20 protein-coding genes are annotated in these 15,655 nt (G+C 65.2%); 12 read left to right on the top strand and 8 right to left on the bottom strand.

Features of this window, described 5'->3' with window-relative positions:
* The coding region (locus tag ACEQXV_RS20530) for a DUF5765 domain-containing protein (protein ID WP_370270723.1) at positions 1–530 on the top strand (530 nt) is incomplete at its 5' end.
* A gap of 67 nt (positions 531–597) precedes the next feature.
* On the opposite strand, the gene ACEQXV_RS20525 is transcribed toward ACEQXV_RS20530, so the two are convergent.
* Entirely contained in the window at positions 598–876 is a 279-nt protein-coding gene (locus ACEQXV_RS20525; protein WP_370252392.1) for a hypothetical protein, read from the bottom strand.
* Between the two features lie 216 nt (positions 877–1,092).
* On the opposite strand from ACEQXV_RS20525, the gene ACEQXV_RS20520 reads away from it, so the two are divergent.
* The 4 genes from ACEQXV_RS20520 to ACEQXV_RS20505 all read left to right on the top strand — a co-directional run bounded on the left by ACEQXV_RS20520 (position 1,093) and on the right by ACEQXV_RS20505 (position 3,419).
* Complete coding sequence (locus ACEQXV_RS20520; RefSeq protein ID WP_370252393.1) at positions 1,093–1,512, top strand: PaaI family thioesterase; 420 nt, start codon at positions 1,093–1,095, stop codon at positions 1,510–1,512.
* Between the two features lie 67 nt (positions 1,513–1,579).
* Positions 1,580–2,239, top strand: a complete 660-nt coding sequence (locus ACEQXV_RS20515; protein WP_370270721.1) for a DNA-3-methyladenine glycosylase I — start codon at positions 1,580–1,582, stop codon at positions 2,237–2,239.
* 76 nt (positions 2,240–2,315) lie between these two features.
* Positions 2,316–2,921, top strand: coding sequence for a hypothetical protein (locus ACEQXV_RS20510; protein WP_370252395.1), 606 nt, complete (start codon positions 2,316–2,318; stop codon positions 2,919–2,921).
* A gap of 57 nt (positions 2,922–2,978) precedes the next feature.
* Entirely contained in the window at positions 2,979–3,419 is a 441-nt protein-coding gene (locus ACEQXV_RS20505) for a DMT family transporter (protein WP_370270720.1), read from the top strand.
* Positions 3,420–3,586: 167 nt separating this feature from the next.
* Here the strand turns inward: ACEQXV_RS20505 and ACEQXV_RS20500 are convergent, their stop codons facing one another.
* From ACEQXV_RS20500 to ACEQXV_RS20485, 4 genes are all read right to left on the bottom strand, one after another.
* Complete coding sequence (locus ACEQXV_RS20500; protein ID WP_370270719.1) at positions 3,587–5,404, bottom strand: ABC-F family ATP-binding cassette domain-containing protein; 1,818 nt, start codon at positions 5,402–5,404, stop codon at positions 3,587–3,589.
* Between the two features lie 129 nt (positions 5,405–5,533).
* Positions 5,534–6,499, bottom strand: a complete 966-nt coding sequence (locus ACEQXV_RS20495; RefSeq protein ID WP_370270717.1) for a DUF3179 domain-containing protein — start codon at positions 6,497–6,499, stop codon at positions 5,534–5,536.
* A gap of 107 nt (positions 6,500–6,606) precedes the next feature.
* Positions 6,607–7,200, bottom strand: coding sequence for a peptidylprolyl isomerase (locus tag ACEQXV_RS20490; protein WP_370253418.1), 594 nt, complete (start codon positions 7,198–7,200; stop codon positions 6,607–6,609).
* Positions 7,193–7,699 (bottom strand): peptidylprolyl isomerase, encoded by a 507-nt coding sequence (locus ACEQXV_RS20485; protein ID WP_370253419.1) that lies wholly within the window; start codon positions 7,697–7,699, stop codon positions 7,193–7,195. The genes ACEQXV_RS20490 and ACEQXV_RS20485 overlap by 8 nt, the downstream gene beginning before the upstream one ends.
* Positions 7,700–7,861: 162 nt before the next feature.
* On the opposite strand from ACEQXV_RS20485, the gene ACEQXV_RS20480 reads away from it, so the two are divergent.
* Positions 7,862–8,026 carry a hypothetical protein gene (locus ACEQXV_RS20480; RefSeq protein ID WP_370270715.1) on the top strand — a complete coding sequence of 55 codons (165 nt, stop codon included), beginning with the start codon at positions 7,862–7,864 and terminating at the stop codon, positions 8,024–8,026.
* A gap of 14 nt (positions 8,027–8,040) precedes the next feature.
* Here the strand turns inward: ACEQXV_RS20480 and coaD are convergent, their stop codons facing one another.
* From coaD to ACEQXV_RS20465, 3 genes are all read right to left on the bottom strand, one after another.
* Positions 8,041–8,535: a pantetheine-phosphate adenylyltransferase gene (gene coaD / locus ACEQXV_RS20475; protein WP_370253423.1), complete on the bottom strand. Its 495-nt coding sequence runs from the start codon at positions 8,533–8,535 to the stop codon at positions 8,041–8,043.
* A gap of 109 nt (positions 8,536–8,644) precedes the next feature.
* Positions 8,645–9,079, bottom strand: coding sequence for a CBS domain-containing protein (locus ACEQXV_RS20470; protein WP_370253425.1), 435 nt, complete (start codon positions 9,077–9,079; stop codon positions 8,645–8,647).
* A gap of 65 nt (positions 9,080–9,144) precedes the next feature.
* The gene (locus ACEQXV_RS20465; protein WP_370253427.1) at positions 9,145–10,038 is read right to left on the bottom strand and encodes a LysR family transcriptional regulator; all 894 of its coding nucleotides are present in this window, start codon (positions 10,036–10,038) and stop codon (positions 9,145–9,147) included.
* Positions 10,039–10,156: 118 nt separating this feature from the next.
* On the opposite strand from ACEQXV_RS20465, the gene ACEQXV_RS20460 reads away from it, so the two are divergent.
* The 6 genes from ACEQXV_RS20460 to ACEQXV_RS20435 all read left to right on the top strand — a co-directional run.
* Entirely contained in the window at positions 10,157–11,656 is a 1,500-nt protein-coding gene (locus ACEQXV_RS20460; protein ID WP_370270713.1) for a CoA-acylating methylmalonate-semialdehyde dehydrogenase, read from the top strand.
* A gap of 78 nt (positions 11,657–11,734) precedes the next feature.
* Positions 11,735–12,154 carry a hypothetical protein gene (locus ACEQXV_RS20455; protein ID WP_370251650.1) on the top strand — a complete coding sequence of 140 codons (420 nt, stop codon included), beginning with the start codon at positions 11,735–11,737 and terminating at the stop codon, positions 12,152–12,154.
* Positions 12,155–12,242: 88 nt separating this feature from the next.
* Positions 12,243–12,572 carry a cupredoxin family copper-binding protein gene (locus tag ACEQXV_RS20450; protein ID WP_370270711.1) on the top strand — a complete coding sequence of 110 codons (330 nt, stop codon included), beginning with the start codon at positions 12,243–12,245 and terminating at the stop codon, positions 12,570–12,572.
* Positions 12,573–12,671: 99 nt separating this feature from the next.
* Positions 12,672–13,805, top strand: a complete 1,134-nt coding sequence (locus ACEQXV_RS20445; RefSeq protein ID WP_370270709.1) for a carboxylate-amine ligase — start codon at positions 12,672–12,674, stop codon at positions 13,803–13,805.
* Positions 13,806–13,889: 84 nt separating this feature from the next.
* The gene (locus ACEQXV_RS20440; RefSeq protein ID WP_370252724.1) at positions 13,890–15,035 is read left to right on the top strand and encodes an acyl-CoA dehydrogenase family protein; all 1,146 of its coding nucleotides are present in this window, start codon (positions 13,890–13,892) and stop codon (positions 15,033–15,035) included.
* The coding region (locus ACEQXV_RS20435) for an enoyl-CoA hydratase/isomerase family protein (protein ID WP_370270707.1) at positions 15,035–15,655 on the top strand (621 nt) is incomplete at its 3' end. The genes ACEQXV_RS20440 and ACEQXV_RS20435, both read left to right, overlap by 1 nt.

Genomic DNA, 15,655 nt, shown 5'->3' with positions numbered 1-15,655 from the left:
TGCCCGGCAACCGCGTTTCGGCGATGCTCAGTTACGTGCATATCGCGCTGCAACCGATCTTCATCAACGCCTTCGGCATGGCGATCATCGGCGGAGTCTCGGCGCGGCTCTGGCGGCTGGTGATGGGGCTGTCGGTGCTGGCCTCGATCCTGCTGCTGTTCCGCATGGTGCCCATGGCCAGTATCGGCCCCTGCCTGCCGGGCACCACGCTGTGCGGTCCGGCCTGGTGCACGATCACCGGCGACTGGCACCTTGGCTGGACGATGCCGCTGTCGGATTTCGCGGGCTGGCTTGGCGGCGAGGTCTTCCGCCACTGGGTGCCCTTCCCCGATTACATGGCGGCGGTTTTCATCCTGCCACTTGTCTACGGCGCGTGGCGCTTTGCGCTGATGCACCTGGCCCTCGGGCCGATGCTGGCCACGGTGCTGACAACCAGCCCCAACGAGATGCCGGCGATCTGGTGCCTGTTCTCGGTCGGGCTGTGCCTGATCGCGCTGTCGCCCTGGATACGGGCGCGGGTCACGGCCTGAGGCCACACGGGCAGCGACCCCGGGGGGCATGACACCCCCGGGGCGCGGCTGGCCGGGTCGGGCCGGGTCAGCGCAGGATCACGCTACGGGTGATCGGCGTGTAGGGCAGCGGCATGGGCGGGCAGCTCAGGCAGCTGTCGGGCAGCGGAACCGGATGCGGCAGCGGCAGAACGATCGGCATCGGGAAAGGCAGCGGGCGCGGTTCGGGCCGCGGCAGGGGCTTGGCATCTTCCAGGTCGATCACCTGCACAGGCGAGGCCATCACGATGATGTCCGCGGAGGCCGCAGGGGCAAGGGCAGCGACGGACAGGGCCGCCGCGACGAGGACAAGAACGGGTTTCTTCATGGGTCAATTCCTTTGGGTCTGAACAAGGGGCTTTGTTGTGAATGCATATCCGCAAGGGGAAATGCGCCCTCACCCTGCCAAGGCGGGCCGCGTCATTCAAAAACGCGCGCCCGTCAGCCAAGAACGCCCCCGCGCTATTCGATAACCTCTGCCCCATTGCCCCTGTGAAAAGAAGCGCTTAGCCTTTGATCATCCGCCCAAGATTAGGCCACGCCCATGACCACCCCTGCCCTGACCCCCGCCGATCTCAACCGTTTCCTGGCCGAGAATTTCGCCGATTGGGTGCGCGACCTGGGGCTGGAGGTGACACAGACCGCCCCCGATCACACGGTCAGCCGCATGGCCAATACCCCGGCCCTGTCGCGGGTGGGCGGCATCATCTCGGGCCAGGCCCTGATGGCGTTGGCCGACACCACGATGGTGCTGGCCACGGCCAGCCATTTCGGGGTCTTCCGCCCCGTGGCGACCACCAATTTCGACTGCCAGTTCCTGCGCCCCGGCGTGGGCGAATGGATCGTCTGCCGCGCCGACATCGTGCGCGCGGGCAAGTCCCTGGCGTTCGTCGAGGCCGAGATGCTGGCAGAACCCTCGGGCAAGCCCGTGGCGCGCGCGCAGGCCACGTTCTACATTCCCTGATCCTTGGGTCTCGCCCCAAAGGCCTGACCGCGCTAGGCTGATCCCCTGTGAGTGAGGGGGGCAAGACATGCGCCATTTTTCCGAGATCCACGCCATCGCGCTCGACCGTCATGGGGAGGATGGGCTTGCCGCGCGACTGCAGACCCCGAATCCCCCTGCCGAGCTGGCAAACGTGCCTGCGGACCGCTGGCTGGCGGTGATGACGCGCTGCGTCTTCCAGGCCGGGTTCAACTGGAAGGTCATCGAGGCCAAGTGGGACGGGTTCGAGGCGGCCTTCCACGGGTTCGACATCGGGCGCTGCGCGATGATGGATGATGACTGGCTGGACGCCTTGCTGCGCGATACGCGGATCGTGCGAAACGGCCCCAAGATCCAGACGGTGCGCGACAACGCGGTTTTCCTGCAAGAGCTGGAGTCCGAAGGCGGTGTGGGCGCGGTTCTGGGGGGCTGGCCTTCGACGGCGTATATCGGGCTTCTGGACCAGCTGAAAACCGGCGGCAGCCGGCTTGGCGCGATGACCGGGCAATATGCCATGCGCTTTTCGGGCCGCGACGGCTTCATCCTCAGCCGGGACGTGACCGCGCGGCTGATTGCGGAGGGGGTGATCGACAAGCCAGCCGGCTCCAAGTCCTCGATGCGGGCGGTTCAGGATGCGTTCAACAGCTGGATGGACCAGTCCGGGCGCGGGCTGACACAGGTTTCGCAGATCCTGGCGATGTCGGTCTAACATGCGCTGGATCCTTGTTTTTCTGGTTGTCCTTAGCGCCTGTGGCCGCCCGTTGACCGAGGCAGAACACCGCTTCATGGCCGAACTCCAACCGGAGCTTGACACCGGTCATCTGCGCATCGTCGAGGCCCCTTTCGTGGGCTTGCGTGGCTATGAACGCCCGGTGCGTCCGCGCAGCACCTGCCGCGAGTTGATCCTGCCGCCGCCTGCGGGGGAAACGGTCGTGGCCCGGACCGCTGGAATGACAGGCTTCCGGCGCATCTGGGTCAGTCCGGATTATTACCTGGAGGATTATCTTGCGGGCTATCCGCAGGAACTGCGGCTTCTGGCGGCGATGTTCTTTGCCCATGAAATGACCCATATCTGGCAATGGCAGCAGCGCGATGTCACCGGCTACCACCCGCTGCGAGGCGCCTCGGAACATTGGGTGAGCGTTGACCCCTATCTCTTTGATGTTCCATCAGAACTGCCGGACTTCCTGGACTATGATTACGAGCAGCAGGCGAGCCTTGTCGAAGAATATGTCTGTTGTCGCGCGCTCGATCCGGATGGGGCCAGAACGACGCGGCTGGAACGGATTCTGCGCCCTTACCTTGAGCTGGAACCGATCAATGCCCGGATGAGCCGCCCGGATGTCCTGATGCCCTGGGAGGGGGCCGAGATACGGGGCATCTGTTCCTGACCCCTTGCATCCGCTCGCGTTCAGCCACAGGGTGCGTCCTTGAGGGAGGACAGGCACATGACCCAACACGCACTGATCATGCTGGCCGCTGGCATTGGCATTCCGGTCCTGGCGGCGCTCAATGCGCGGCTCGGGGCCAATATCGGATCGCCTGCGGCGGCGGCCTTCATCCTGTTTATCGTCGCGGTATCAGCAACTTGCGTGGTCATGCTGATCACGGGTCCGGCGGCGCTGGCACGGGCGGCGGGCCAGCCCTGGCACCTGTTCCTTGCGGGACTTCTGGTGGCGTTCTACGTGCTGTCGATCACCTATGTCGCGCCCCATTTCGGGGTCGGTAACGCGGTCTTCTTCGTGCTCCTGGGGCAGTTGGTATCTGCCGCGATGATCGACCATCTCGGGCTGTTCGGCGCGGCGCAATCGCCGCTGACGCTGATGCGCGCGGGCGGCATCCTGGTGATGGCGGGGGGCGTGGCGCTGACCCAGATGGCGGCCCGATAAGGGGGGGCGCCCCCCGTACACCCCCTGTACACCCCCCGTGCACCGGGCGTGCAGACGAAATGGCGCGGAGATCGGCGCGTCGACGCGCCGTGCCCTGCGGGCCAGGCCTGGCCCGCCAAGCGCGATTATGAAAAAATCGCGCCACCGGCCCTGCGGCGTCGCAGGGCCTAGCCGCCGGCCTTCTCTTCGAGGTGCAGCCATTCCTCTTCGGCAGCGGTCAGCTTGTCCTGGCGCTCGGCCAATGCCTCGGTCGCCTTGCGGAACTTCACCGGTTCGCGGGCAAAGAGCTCCGGGTCCGACAGAAGCTGGTTGAGCTTGCCGATCTCGGCTTCCAGCCGCTCCATCACCGCTGGCAATTCCTCCAGCCGGTGCTTCTCGGTGTAGGAAAGGCCCGATTTCGGGGCGGGTTTCGGCTTGGCCTCGGGGGTGGCCGGTTTGTCCTTCGCGGGCTTGGGGGCGGATACGGCCGGGGCTGCCTGGCCGCGTTGCGCACGATAATCGCTCCAGCCCCCGGCATAGACGACCGCCCGCCCGTCGCCCTCCATCGCCACGGTGGTCGAGGCCACGCGGTCGATGAAATCGCGGTCGTGGCTGACCAGCAGAACGGTGCCCGGGTATTCGCCCAACAGGTCCTGCAGGAGATCGAGCGTTTCCACGTCGAGATCGTTGGTGGGTTCGTCGAGCACCAGCAGGTTCGATTCCTTCGCCATGAGCCGGGCCAGCAGAAGCCGCGCCTTTTCGCCACCCGACAGCGAGCGCACCGGCGCCCGCGCCTGGCGTTCGTCGAAGAGGAAGTCCTTGAGATAGCCCACCACGTGCCGGGGTTGGCCGCGCACCATCACCTGGTCGGACGCCCCCGACACAGCCATGGAGGGATCGAGAGTCAGCGAGTCCCAAAGCGACTTGTCAGGGTCAAGCGCGGCGCGGGTCTGGTCGAAGACGGCCATTTCCAGGTTGGTGCCATGCTCGACCGTGCCGGTATCGGGGGCCAACTCGCCCGTCAGCACCTTCAGAAGCGTCGTCTTGCCCACCCCGTTGGGGCCCACGAAAGCCACCCGGTCGCCGCGCAGCACGCGCAGGTCAAAGGGCTTGAAGACCTCGGTGCCGTCAAAGCCCTTGGAAATGCCCCGGGCCTCGATCACGCGCTTGCCGGACTTGGTCCCTTCCTCCAGCGACATCGCCGCCGTGCCCTGGCGCCGGATCATGCCCGCCCGCTCGGCCCGAAGGTCGCCAAGTGCCCGCACCCGGCCCATGTTGCGCTTGCGCCGGGCGGATATCCCTTCGACGGCCCAACGGGCCTCGGCCTTGATCTTGCGGTCGAGCTTGTGGCGGTAGAGGTCTTCCTCGGCCCAGGTCTTGTCGCGCCAGTCCTCGAAATGGGCAAAGCCCTGCTCGTTGCGGCGCACCTGCCCCCGGTCGATCCAGAGCGTCGCGCGCGTCAGCGCATTGAGAAAGGCGCGGTCATGCGAGATCAGGACATAGCCTGCGCGGGTCTCTTTCAGCTGGTTTTCCAGCCAGGCGATCGCCTCGATATCGAGATGGTTGGTGGGTTCGTCCAGAAGCATCAGTTCGGGCGCCTCGGCCAGCAGCTTGGCTAGCGCCGCGCGGCGGCGCTCACCGCCGGAGGCCGCGCCAGGCGCTGCATCGAGGCGCAGTTTCAACCCCTCGGCAGCGGCCTCGACCTTCCAGGCCTCGGCCGGATCCAGCCCGCTGGTGGCATAGTCGCCAAGCGTGGCGAAACCCGCGAAATCGGGGTCCTGTTCCATGTAGCCCACGGTGATGCCCGGCGGCAGGATGCGCTGGCCGCGATCGGGTTCCACCAGCCCGGCCATCACCTTCATCAACGTCGATTTCCCCGAGCCGTTGCGCCCAACAAGCGCCACCCTGTCGCCCTCGTGCACGACGAGCGAGAGATCGGCAAAGATCGGATCGCCCCCGAAGGTGAGCGAGATGTCATTGAGCTGAAGCAAAGGAGCGCGGGCCATGGCCGCTTGGCTATGTGTGCGCGCGCGCGGCGTCAAGCGGGGAAGTTGCAGCGGCGCGCCGGGAAGAATTTTCGGCAAAAATTCTTCGGGTCCGAAAAATCTTCCGGACGATTTTTCCGGGGGGCGCGCTCAGTTGCCCAGCATCCATTCCCCCTCGGGCCAGAAGGCGTGGAAGGCGAAGGCGAACATCACGTCATGGGCCAGGTCGGCCCCCTGCCCGTCTCGCACGCGGATATTGCCCACGTCCCGGCCCGCGCCGATGCGGTCGGTATCGAGCGCGCTGGCCTGGCCTTCGGCCCAGGTCAGGGTCACGCCTTCCTCGGTGATCTCGCCGGCCTCGGCCAGCCGGGTGAGCGGCCAGGCGCGGTCCCCCACGCGCACGACGCGCAGCAGGGGGGAAATGCCGTGGGGTGGCATCTCGCCGGAATAGAGGAAGGGGCGCGGGGCGCTGTCATAGCCCACGTAGGGATTGCTGCCATAGGGTCGGCGGTGGCCCGGCTCGTCCATCACCAGACCTTGCGGATTACGGGCGCGAAAGGCCTGCCAGCTTTCCATCCAGGTGGGCAGGATGTCGAGCTCGGTTCCCATGTGATGGCCCACGATCCCCTGCCCGATGGCCTGTTGCCACCAGCTTTCGGTTTCACGGTCGAACATCACCATGTCGGAATTGCGCAGCAGCCCCGACACGCCGAAATTCAGCACCGCGCCCCCGACCCGACGGTCGAAGGTGATGGCGGAATTGCACAAGGGGCAGAAGGTGACGGCGATGGGGGTCCCCGCCACCTCGTCATTCACGATCTCGTGCCAGGTCAGGTAGCGCAGCGGATAGGCCCGCGGGGTCGCGTCCCCAAGCTCGACGGCAATGACGGGTTCGGTGGGGTCGAGCCGCGTTTCCTCGGCCACGGGGATGAAACCGGGACCCGTCAGCGCCGGGATACCATCGCGCGGGGGGCCGCCCGACATGATTTCCGAGAACGCCACCGATGTGCGGCTGAAATCGGTATTGGGCCAGGCGTGGCGCCAGCGGTCGGGATCGGCCATGGCGGGCATGGCCAGAACGGCGCCAAGCGCAGCGGCAAGGATGGTCAAGCGCATCTGGTAGTCCTCCTCCTGCCTGTCAGGCTGGCAGAGAGGGCGCGCATGAAAAAGCCCCGCTCACGCGATGGTGTGCGGGGCTGATCTGCCGTGATCGGCGCGCCGTGTCAGTCGAGAACGCGCACGGCGGTGATGTAGTCGGGCTGGCCGATCACCGCGCCGCCCCGGCCAGTGCCGCGCTTGATCGCGTCGACGACCTCCATCCCGGAGATCACCTGTCCGACGATCGTGTAATTGCCGTCAAGCTGGGGAACCGGTTCGAACATGATGAAGAACTGCGAATTGGCGGAATTGAGGAATTCCTCGCGTTCCTCGCAGAACGGGTTGCCGCCGCAGCGCGGATCGCCCGCGCGCGCCATGCCCACCATGCCACGGGTGAAGCTCAGATCCTCGGAGAACTCAGCCGGAAGGTCCGGGTACTCCGACCCGCCCCGGCCCGCATAGCGCATGTCCTGCCCCAGATGGCCGAACTCCACGTCGCCGGTCTGGGCCATGAAGCCCTCGATCACGCGGTGAAAGACCACCTCGTCATAGGCGCCTTCGCGGGCCAGGCGGGTGATGCGTTCGACGTGCTGGGGGGCCACCTGTTCGAAGAGGTCGATGACGATGGTGCCCTCGGCCTCTCCGGTCACGTCGATCTCCAGCGTGGTGGCCGCGGCGGGCGCGGCCATCAGCATCAGGGCCAGCGCGAGCTTACGCATCGGCGGCGACCTTCATGGAAATCATCTTGTCGGGGTTCGCGGGCGGCTCGCCACGGGTGATCTTGTCGACATGTTCCATCCCGGAAATCACCCGGCCATAGACGGTATACTGGCCGTTGAGGAAGTGATTGTCCTTGAAGTTGATGAAGAACTGCGAGTTGGCCGAGTTGGGGTTGGCCGAGCGCGCCGCGCCAAGCGTGCCGCGATCATGGGGGATGCGGCTGAATTCGGCCGGAAGGTCGGGCTTGTCGGAGCCGCCGGTGCCCGCCATGCGGATGTTGAGCCCCGTGTCGGCATTGCCATGGGCCACGTCGCCGGTCTGGGCCATGAAGCCTTCGATCACGCGGTGGAACACCACGCCGTCATAGGCCCCTTCACGGGCCAGTTCCTTCATGCGCTCGCAATGGGCGGGCGCGATGTCGGACAGAAGCTCGATGGTGACGGCACCGTCCTTGAGCTCGATGATGATGGTGTTTTCGGGATCCTTGATCTCGGCCATGGGGCTCTCCTGAAGTCTGGTTCGCCGTGAAACCTAGTGGGGCCGGCGCGAAAGGAAAAGGGGGTGCGTTCGGCCTGACGCGGCCAGGTGCGACGGAAATGGCGGGCTTTCGCGTGAAAGCGGCAACAGGACCGCGACAGACCCGCGAAGAGGAGCCCCCAGATGACCCCGAGCCAATCCGCCCCGCGCGCCGCACGCCCCAGCCTTCTGCCCGTCGGTTTCGCCCTGGCGCTGGCCGTTCTGGCAACTGCCGCGACGCTGACCTCGGAGCGGCTCTGGGCGCAGGACATGCCCCAGCCTGCCCCGGTTGCGCAGCTTCAGGACTAGGCCCGGCAAAACCGTCAGGCGTTGAAGCGTTCGTTCAGCGCGGCCAGGATCGGGGGCGTCACGAAATGCGAGACGTCGCCGCCAAGCCGGGCGATTTCCTTGACCAGCTTCGAGGCGATCGCCTGGTGCTGGGCATCGGCCATCAGGAACACGGTCTCGATTTCCGGGTCGAGCTTGCGGTTCATGCCGACCATCTGGAATTCATACTCGAAATCCGCCACCGCGCGCAGGCCGCGCACGATCACCTGGGCACCGACGTCGCGGGCGCAGTCGATGAGCAGGTTTTCGAAGGGATGGGCGACGATCTCGGTTCCCGTCTTCTTGGTCAGGTAGGCGCATTCGGCCTCGACCATCGCAAGGCGTTCCTCCAGCGAGAACAGCGGCCCCTTGTCTCGGTTGATCGCGACGCCGATGACCAGGCGGTCCACGAGGGTGCAGGCGCGGCGGATAATGTCGATATGGCCGAGCGTGATCGGGTCGAACGTGCCGGGATACAGGCCGATGCGCATGGGCAGGTCCTCTTGCCTCGCGTGGATTTGGGCGGCACGCAACAATATTGCGCGCCGCTTTGCAACCCCTTCCGGGTTATTGCCTTTGCATCTGCGGCAATTGGGGGCGTCAGAAGCCCTTGATCATGCCTTCCAGCGCCTCTTTCTCCATCGACAGCTGGCTGATCTGGGCCTTGACCACGTCGCCGATGGAAATCAGCCCCACCATGTCTGCCCCATCCATCACCGGCATGTGGCGGAAGCGGCCCGAGGTCATCTTTTCCAGCACCTGGTCGGAGGTTTCGTCGCGGGCGCAGCTGACGATCTTGGCAGTCATGATGTCATCGACCTTGTCGGCCATGCAGGCGGGCCCGCGCTTGCCCAGTTCGCGCACGATGTCACGCTCGGACAGGATACCGGCCACGGCCTTGCCATCGGGCGAGACCACGACCGCCCCGATGCGGCGGGCCGAGAGCGTCTCGGCGGCCTCGGCGATGGTCGAGCCGGGGGCGATCGTCACCACGCCCTCGTCCGGTTTTGAACTGAGAATTTGCTGAACGAGCATGCGATCCTCCCCATTGTAAGCTGCCGTAACGTCAGGGTTTCCCGAATACCGGCACCTGTCAAGCGCTAGCCGTGACGGGCCGCGGATTCCAGCCGGGTGATCTCGGCGCGCATGGCCTGGGTGAGGATGCCTGCAAAGCGATTGAGCCGCTCGGAATTGCGGTCGCTGTCATGGCGCACGAGGTAGAAGGTGCGCGTCAGCTTGACCCTGTCGCGCAGCACCACGGCAAGTTCGGGCGCGAAGGGCATGGCGAAATCGTGCACCACGCCGACGCCCCCGCCCGCGCGCATCAGCATCAGTTGCACGGAAATCGAGTTGGACCCGAGCCGGACCGGAGGCAGGCCAAGCTCGGTCAGGTAATCGAGTTCCTTGTCGAAGATCATGTCGGGGATATAGCCGATCACCGCCTTTTGGCGCAGGTCGTCCAGCGAGTTGATGGATTGGGCCATGTCTTTCGGCACCGCAACATGGAGCCGGTAATCCGAGATCTTCTGGATCAGGAGCCGTCCGGCGCTGGGCGGGCTGACGGTGATGGCCATGTCGGCCTCGCGCTTGGACAGGTTCACCACCCGTGGCAGGGCGAGGATCTGAATCTCCAGGTCGGGGTTTTCCGCCTGGATCGCGGCGCAGACCTGCGGCAGCAGGAAGTTGGCGCAGCCATCGGGCGCGCCGATGCGGATCGAGCCGGTCAGTTTCTCGTCCAGCCCCGTCACCGCGCCGACCCCGGTGGCAAAGGCGCTTTCGGCCTGTTCGGCCGGGGCGAGTAACCTCTCGCCTGCCTCGGTCAGCGCGTAGCCCTGCTGTGATTTCAAGAAAAGGGTGACGCCGAGCCGATCCTCCAGCCGGGAAATGCGGCGCCCCACGGTGGCGGGGTCCATGCGCAGGTCGCGGCCCGCGCGGCTGAGGCTTTCGCCCCGCGCCACGGCCAGAAAGACCCGCATGTCGTCCCAATTCGCCATTCTGCCCCTCGTTTTGCAAAAATGCAGGATGATTTTGGGAACATGCCTCTTTTTCCCGCAAGTTTGCAAGGATAACCTCCGCGCGGAATCGTGCATGTCTCGAAAAGGGAGAGGACTCATGGAAGAACTCGGTCACTGGATCAACGGCAAGCGGGTGGCGGGCACCTCGGGCCGTTTCGCCGATGTCTACAACCCGGCCACCGGCGAAGTGCAGGCCAAGGTCGCGCTGGCCTCGAAGGCCGAACTGGACGCCGCCATTGCCGATGCCGCCGAGGCGCAGAAAGCCTGGGCCGCGACCAACCCGCAGCGCCGCGCGCGGGTGATGATGGCGCTGGTGCAGCTTCTGAACCGCGACATGGACAAGCTGGCCGAGGCGCTGAGCCGCGAGCATGGCAAGACCTTCCCAGACGCCAAGGGCGATGTGCAGCGCGGCCTGGAAGTGATCGAATTCTGCATCGGCGCGCCGCAGATGCTGAAGGGCGAGTTCACCGACAGCGCGGGCCCCGGCATCGACATGTATTCCATGCGCCAGCCGCTTGGCGTCGTCGCGGGCATCACCCCCTTCAACTTCCCCGCCATGATCCCGCTGTGGAAGATGGGCCCTGCCCTGTCCTCGGGCAACGCGATGATCCTCAAGCCCTCCGAGCGGGACCCCTCCGTGCCGCTGATGCTGGCAGAGCTGTGCAAGGAAGCGGGCCTGCCCGATGGCGTTCTGCAGGTCATCAACGGTGACAAGGAGGCCGTGGACGGCATCCTCGACAGCGAGGTCATCCAGGCCGTTGGTTTCGTGGGCTCGACCCCGATCGCGCAATATATCTACGAACGCGCCGCCCAGACCGGCAAGCGCGCGCAGTGCTTCGGCGGTGCGAAGAACCACATGATCATCATGCCCGACGCCGACCTTGACCAGGCCGCCGACGCGCTGGTGGGCGCGGGCTACGGCGCGGCGGGCGAACGCTGCATGGCGATCTCGGTGGCCGTGCCCGTGGGCGAGGAAACCGCCGACCGCCTGGTCGAAAAGCTGGTGCCGCGCATCGAGGCGCTGAAAGTCGGCCCCTACACCGCCGGCGATGACATCGACTTCGGCCCGGTGGTGACTGCTGCCGCCAAGGCCAATATCGAGCGCCTGGTGCAGTCGGGCGTGGACCAGGGCGCGGAACTGGTGGTCGATGGCCGCGGCTTCAGCCTGCAGGGCTACGAGGACGGCTTCTTCGTGGGTCCGCATCTCTTTGACCGCGTGACGCCGGACATGGACATCTACAAGACCGAGATCTTCGGCCCCGTCCTGTCGACCGTGCGCGCGGCCAGCTACGAAGAGGCGATCGGCCTCGCGCTCAGCCACGAATACGGCAACGGCACCGCGATCTTCACCCGCGATGGCGACACCGCGCGCGACTTCGCCAACCGCATCAACATCGGCATGGTCGGCATCAACGTGCCAATCCCGGTGCCGCTGGCCTACCACACCTTTGGCGGCTGGAAGAAATCGGGCTTTGGCGATCTCAACCAGCACGGGCCGGACGGCTTCCGCTTCTACACGCGCACCAAGACGATCACGTCGCGCTGGCCCTCGGGCATCAAGGAAGGCGCAGCCTTCAACTTCAAAGCAATGGATTGATGCCAAAGAGACTCTGGTAATCTTCCTGAATGCCCGGCTAAGGTCGGGCATTCTTCTTTTCGGGGGACAGGGGGAAGCATGCCCGTCACGTTCAAGATTTTCCGCGAACGCGGCCTGGTCTTCGTGAAATACGAAGGCTTTGCCCATCTCGACGAAAGCTTCCAGGCCTTTGGCGCCTATGCTGCCCATCCCGATTTCCGCCCCGGCCAGAAACAGCTGGTGGACCTGTCAGGCGTGACGGGGGTGGAAAAGGATTACGTCAAGCTCTTTGCCCTTCAGGCGCGCAAGGCCGATGTCTTCCTTGGGTCGGGGGCACAGACGCTGCTGGTCTATTACGCGCCCACCAAGCTGTCGGCGGGTCTGGCGGAATCGGTCCTGAAATCCTGGGAGCCGTCGGGCGCGGTCATTCCGCTGGTGCAAAGCGACCAGGCCGAAGCCCTTCAGATCCTCGGCCAGCCCGAGCGCAGCTTCGACGAATTCCTCGAAGCCGCGCGATAGGGCCGATCACGCAAGCGTGAGAAGGGTCAGGGCCGGATCGGGCGTATCCTTGGCCCATTCCGTTTCAACCCCTTGAGAGGTTTCGCCCATGTTCCGTCCCGATCGCCGCAGCCTGCTGGCCCTTCTGGCCACCCTGCCCCTTGCCCTGACCGCCCGCCCGGCCCGCGCCGCCACCCACAGCGTCACGATCGAGGGCTTTGCCTTTTCCCCCGCCGATCTGACCGTTGCCGTGGGCGATACGATTACCTTCACCAACATGGACGGCGCGCCCCACACCGCCACTGCCGATGATGGCAGCTTCGACACCGGGCGGCTCAACCGCAGCCAAAGCGGGGAAATCACCATCACCGCGGCCGGAAGCTTCCCCTATAAATGCGCGTTCCATCCGAACATGCGCGGAACCATCACCGCGGCCTGAGCCCACCCCCGCGACCGAAAGCCCCGTGCATCCCACGGGGCTTTTTTCTTGGCAAACGTGCCCCGAGGGGATTTGCTGCCTGAAAAGGCGGAGGACGTTATGGCACCCAAAGAGCCCCCCTTCTCGCTCGGGATCGAGGAAGAATACCTGCTGGTCGACCAGTCGAGCTGCGATTTGGTGGAAGCCCCGCCCGAGCTGATGCAGGCCTGTGTGAGCGAGCTTGAAGGCCAGGTCAGCCCCGAATTCCTGCAATGCCAGATCGAGATCGGCACCCGCGTCTGCGCCGATATTTCCGAGGCGCGGGAGGACCTGAAACGCCTGCGCTCCACCGTGTCGCGCGTCGCCCATGGCTTTGGTCTCGCGCCGATTGCCGTATCCTGCCACCCCTTTGCCGACTGGAAGGACCAGCATCACACCGACAAGGACCGCTACAATGACCTCGCCCGCGACCTGGGGGGTGTCGTGAACCGGATGCTGATTTGCGGGATGCATGTGCATGTGGGGCTGGGCACCGACGACCTGCGCAATGACCTGATGGGGCAGCTTTCGTATTTCCTGCCGCATCTTCTGGCGCTCTCGGCCTCCTCGCCCTTCTGGCAGGGGCGGGATACGGCGCTGGCCTCTTACCGGCTGACGGTCTTCGACAACCTGCCGCGCACCGGGTTGCCGCCCTCTTTCCCCTCTTTCGCCGATTACGAACGCACCGTCGACGTGCTGGTCGACCTGGGCATCATCGAGGACAGCTCCAAGATCTGGTGGGACCTGCGGCCCTCGTCGCGGTTCCCGACGCTGGAAACCCGCATCTGCGATGTGAACCCGCGGCTGGAAGACACGCTGACGCTCGCTGCGATCATCCAGAGCGTGTCGCGGATGCTGTTCCGGCTGCGCGGGCTGAACCAGCGCTGGCGGCTTTACGATGCGTTCCTCATTGCCGAAAACCGCTGGCGGGCGCAGCGCTATGGCACGTCCGAAGGGCTGATCGACTTCGGGCGGCGAGAGATCGTGCCAATGGCGGAACTGATAGAGGAACTGGTGACGCTGGTGGCCGAAGATGCCGAGGCGCTTGGCTGCAAACCCGAGCTGGAGCGTGCCCGCGAGATGGTGGCGCGGGGCACTTCGTCGGACCGGCAACGGGCTGTGCTGGCCGCGTCGGAAGCCGCCGGAAACCCCCGGGACGAGGCCATGCGCGACGTCGTGCGCCACCTGATCGACGAATTTCACGCGGATTTATGACGCAGCGGCCCGCCTTGCAAAAGTCTTGCAAGAATTGGTAATTAAACAAGCGTTCAATTCCAAGCTGCACCGGGAGGAACCCCCATGGATTTCGCATTGTCCGAAGAACAGGTGATGATCTTCGACATGGCCAAGGCCTTCGGCGAAGAACACATCGCCCCCTTCGCCATGGAGTGGGAAGCGGCGGGCACGATCCCGAAAGACCTCTGGCCAAAAATCGCGGAGCTTGGCTTTGGTGGGCTTTACGTCAGCGAGGAGTATGGCGGATCGGGGCTGTCGCGGCTCGATGCGACGCTCGTCTTCGAAGCACTGGCCATGTCCTGCCCCGCCGTCGGCAGCTTCCTGTCGATCCACAACATGTGCGGCGGCATGATCGACAAGTTCGGCTCGGACGACACCAAGGCGAAATGGCTTCCCGACCTGTGCAGCATGGAGAAGGTGTTTTCCTACTGCCTGACCGAACCCGGGTCCGGGTCCGATGCGGCCGCGCTGCGCACCCGCGCGGATCGCACGAATGAGGGCTATACGCTCAACGGTACCAAGGCGTTCATCTCGGGCGGTTCCTATTCTGATGCTTACGTGACCATGGTCCGCACCGGCGAAGACGGGCCCAAGGGCATTTCCACCGTGGTGGTCGAAGACGGGGCCGAGGGGCTTTCCTTCGGGGCGCTGGAAAAGAAGATGGGCTGGCTCGCCCAACCCACGGCGCAGGTGCAGTTCGACGATTGCAAGGTGCCGGCGGACAACCTGATTGGCGAGGAAGGCAAGGGGTTTGTCTACGCCATGGCAGGTCTCGATGGCGGGCGGCTGAACATTGCCGCAAGCGCCCTTGGCGGCGCGCAGAAGGCGCTTGATCTGACGCTGGCCTATATGGGGGAACGCAAGGCCTTCGGGCGCACCATCGACAGTTTCCAGGCGCTGCAATTCCGGCTGGCCGAGATGGAGGTCAAGCTGCAATCGGCCCGCACCTTCCTGCGCCAGGCCGCGTGGAAGCTCGACAACAAGGCCCCGGATGCCACCAAGTTCTGCGCCATGGCCAAGATGTATGTGACCGATGCCAGCTTTGACGTGGCCAACCAGTGCCTGCAACTGCATGGCGGCTATGGCTACCTTGCCGATTACGGGATCGAGAAGATCGTGCGTGACCTGCGGGTGCACCAGATCCTTGAAGGCACCAATGAGATCATGCGGCTTATTGTTTCTCGTCAGATGCTTGCGGAGCGCGGTTAATGTCGGACATCACCTGCCGCATCGAGGGCCGCGCGGGCCGGATCACGCTCAACCGCCCCAAGGCGCTGAACGCACTCACCTGGGACATGTGCCTTGAGATCGCACGCGCTCTGACGGCTTGGGCGGGGGACCCTGTGGTCAAGCTGCTGATCATCGACGGGCTGCCCTGCGAGAAGGCCTTCTGCGCCGGCGGCGACCTGGCCGAGATGTATGCCACCGGCAGCGCGGGCGATTACTGCTATGGCCGTCGCTTCTGGCAGGACGAATACCGGATGAACGCGGCCCTGTTCAATTTCCCCAAGCCAGTCGTCACCTTCCTGCATGGCATCGTCATGGGCGGCGGTGTCGGTGTCGGCTGCCACGGCTCGCACCGCATCGTCTGCGACGACACGCGGGTCGCGATGCCGGAAACCAAGGTCGGGCTGGTGCCCGATGTGGGTGGCTCGCTGATCCTCGCCCGCGCGCCGGGGCGCCTGGGCGAATATCTCGGCGTCACCTCGGCCCGGATGGGTCCGGGCGACGCGATCCATGCGGGCTTTGCCGATTATTACATCCCGCGCGAGCGCTGGCTTTCCCTGATCGACACGCTGGTTGAAACCGGCGACTGGGAAGCCGTGGAC

This window comes from Nioella sp. (genome assembly GCF_964229645.1).
Classification (GTDB): domain Bacteria; phylum Pseudomonadota; class Alphaproteobacteria; order Rhodobacterales; family Rhodobacteraceae; genus Nioella.
The sequence above is the reverse complement of the archived record's forward strand: the minus strand, read 5'-3'. Positions and strand labels throughout refer to the sequence as shown.